This is a genomic window from Sphingomonas sp., from assembly GCF_042095875.1.
Taxonomy (GTDB): domain Bacteria; phylum Pseudomonadota; class Alphaproteobacteria; order Sphingomonadales; family Sphingomonadaceae; genus Sphingomonas.
Genome location: NZ_JBELMJ010000106.1, coordinates 1 through 2,843, shown reverse-complemented (window position 1 = coordinate 2,843; position 2,843 = coordinate 1). Strand labels below are relative to the sequence as shown.

4 protein-coding genes are annotated in these 2,843 nt (G+C 69.5%); 2 read left to right on the top strand and 2 right to left on the bottom strand.

Annotated elements, in window-relative coordinates; translation table 11 throughout:
• Positions 1 to 79 precede the first annotated feature (79 nt).
• Together ACFDS6_RS16960 and galE are read right to left on the bottom strand one after the other, a co-directional pair.
• The gene (locus ACFDS6_RS16960; protein WP_375273253.1) at positions 80 to 922 is read right to left on the bottom strand and encodes an HpcH/HpaI aldolase/citrate lyase family protein; all 843 of its coding nucleotides are present in this window, start codon (positions 920 to 922) and stop codon (positions 80 to 82) included.
• Between the two features lie 3 nt (positions 923 to 925).
• Entirely contained in the window at positions 926 to 1,936 is a 1,011-nt protein-coding gene (gene galE / locus ACFDS6_RS16955) for a UDP-glucose 4-epimerase GalE (protein WP_375273240.1), read from the bottom strand.
• 63 nt (positions 1,937 to 1,999) lie between these two features.
• Here galE and msrA point away from each other — a divergent pair, with 63 nt between their 5' ends.
• Entirely contained in the window at positions 2,000 to 2,548 is a 549-nt protein-coding gene (gene msrA / locus ACFDS6_RS16950; RefSeq protein ID WP_375273241.1) for a peptide-methionine (S)-S-oxide reductase MsrA, read from the top strand.
• The coding region (locus tag ACFDS6_RS16945; RefSeq protein ID WP_375273252.1) for a hypothetical protein at positions 2,545 to 2,843 on the top strand (299 nt) is incomplete at its 3' end. The genes msrA and ACFDS6_RS16945, both read left to right, overlap by 4 nt.

The following is a 2,843-nucleotide window of genomic DNA, read 5'->3' as shown; positions in this document are numbered from 1 at the left end:
CCGGGTGGAGCTTCGGCACATTATGGGCGATCGGCTGGTGGCAGATCGCCAGGCGTACCCGCCCGCTGCTCGCGGCTGCTTAGACGCCCGCGAGCCTCAGCAATCGCTCCGCCGCCTTCAGGTGCGGCGCGTCGACCATCCTGCCGTCAAGCTGCAGCGCGCCTGCGCCCGGATTGGCCGCGAACAGATCGGCCACCGCGCGCGCGTGCGCGACCTCCGCCTCGCTGGGTGAGAAGGCGGCGTTGATCACCGGCACCTGCGCGGGGTGGATCGCCATCATGCCGCTGAAGCCGTCGCGTCGTCCGCGCGCGGCATAGGCCGCGAGCCCGTCCGTGTCACGGAAATCGGGATACACCGTCTCGATCGCGGGCACCTCAGCCGCGTGCGCGCCGAACAGCGTCAGCGCGCGCACCATCCTGTACGGGTCGGTATAGCCGCCGTCCGCCTCGCGGCTGGTCGACGCGCCGATCGCGGCGGGCAAATCCTCCGCGCCCCAGGTCAGCCCGGCGAGGCTCCCATGCTCATCGGCACCGTCATAGTCGCCGAGCGTGAACACCGCGCGCGGCGTCTCGCTCGCGATCGGTAGGACGAGATACGCGCCCGGCAACCGCCGCCGCAGTTCCGCCACCGAGGCGCGCCCCTCCGCCTTGGGCAGCACTACCCCGCGCACCGCGGTGCCGTCGATCGCCGCCAGATCGTCGGCGATGAAGTCCGAGTCGAGCGGATTGACCCGCACGAACAGCGTCGCGTCGCCGCTGCGCATCTCGACGAACTCGCGCACTGCGCTGCGCGCCGCCGCCTTGGCGCCGGCGGCGACCGAATCCTCCAGGTCGAGGATCAGCGCGTCGGCGCCCAGACCCAGCGCCTTTTCCATCCGCTCGGGCCGATCGCCCGGCACGAACAGCAGCGAGCGCAGCCGCACGCCCTAGCGCCCCATCTCGCCGAGCTTGCGCTCCCACGCCAGCGCGTCGCGCACGATCCCGTCGAGGTCGGCGCGGCTGGGCGTCCAGTCGATCGTCTCCAGGATCGCGGCATTGTTCGAGATCAGCTCGGCCGGATCGCCCGCGCGCCGCCCCTCCATCCGGCGCTCGATCGTCATGTTGGTGACGCGGTCGACCGAGTCGAGCACCTCCATCACCGAGAAGCCGCGCCCGTAGCCCGCGTTCAGCGTCACGCTCTCCGCCGGATGGTCGACCAGCCAGGCGAGCGCGGCGACATGCGCCTCGGCGAGGTCGCTGACGTGGATGTAGTCGCGCACCCCCGTTCCGTCGCGCGTGTCGAAATCGTTGCCGAACACGCTCACCGCGGCGCGCTTGCCGGTCGCCGCCTCGACCGCGATCTTGATCAGGTGCGTCGCACCCACCGTCGACTGCCCGCTGCGTCCCTGCTGGTCCGCCCCCGCGACGTTGAAGTAGCGCAGCGCGGCGTAGTTCATCGGGTGCGCCGCCGACACGTCGCGCAGCATCGCCTCGCTCATCAGCTTCGACATGCCGTACGGGTTGATCGGCACGGTCGGGTCGGTCTCGCTCACCGGCACGCGCTCGGGCGTGCCGTAGGTCGCGGCGGTCGAGGAGAAGATGAAGTGCGGCACGCCCGCCTTCACCGCGCTCTCGATCAGGCTGCGCGTCGCCGCGGTGTTGTTGCGGTAATATTTTAGCGGGTCGCTGACCGACTCAGGGACCACCACCGATCCGGCGAAATGCATGATCGCGCGCACCTGATGCTCGGCGAGCACGTCGGCGACGCGCGGGTCCTCGACCGCCATCTCGACCAGCGTCGCGCGAGCGTCCACCGCCCAGTCGAACCCGGTGACGAGATTGTCGATCACCACCACCCGGTACCCCGCGTCGAGCAGCGCCAGCACCGCGTGGCTGCCGATATAGCCCGCACCCCCGGTCACCATCACCTTGCCGTCGAGCTTTGCCGTCTGCGTCATCGCTAACTCCCTTTCGCGCGCCCTAGCGGCTTCCTACATTCTTCTCAAAGGAGACTTCTTCCCATGACCGAATATGCGATCGTCGCCGGCGGCTGCTTCTGGTGCACCGAGGCCGTGTTCAAGGACGTGATCGGCGTCGATAGTGTCGAGAGCGGCTATATCGGCGGCCACGTCGCCGACCCGACCTACCGCCAGGTGTGCGGCGGCGACACCGGCCACGCGGAGGCGATCAAGGTCGGCTTCGATCCCGCGCAACTCAGCTACGGCGACCTGCTCGACATCTTCTTCGCGACGCACAACCCGACGCAGCTCAACCGCCAGGGCAACGACGTCGGCACCCAGTACCGCTCCGCGATCTTCCCGCAGTCGGACGAGCAGGCGGCCGAGGCGAAGGCGGCAATCGAGCGCGCGCAGGGCGATCAGTCGAAGCCGATCGTTACCACGATCGAGGACAACGACACCTGGTACCCGGCCGAGGGCTATCACCAGGATTACTGGGAGACCGAGGGACGCAGCAACCCGTACTGCATGGCGGTGATCCCGCCCAAGCTGCAGAAGCTGCGCAAGAGCTACGCCGCGCGCACCAAGAGCATGGCCGCGGCACAGGCGTGATCGCCCTCGCGCGGCGGTTCGGCAAGACGCCGGACCGCCGCGCGAAGCCATCGCTGCCCGGCATCGCCTTTAGGGCTGAGCGGCGATCCACTCGGTTGCAATGTAGGAGAAAGCGGGCCACGCTTCGTGTCCGCTCTTTCGCATCGCCGCACCCACCCGATCGCCGCCCTTCGCGGATCGCCAAACCGCCGGTCGCTTCCGACCCGCGTCTTGGCCTCACCTTAGCCTCACCTTCCGCCGCGTCAGCGGTGCGCGGCGCGGCGCAGCCGGTCGTTGATCGCGACGCCGACGCCCC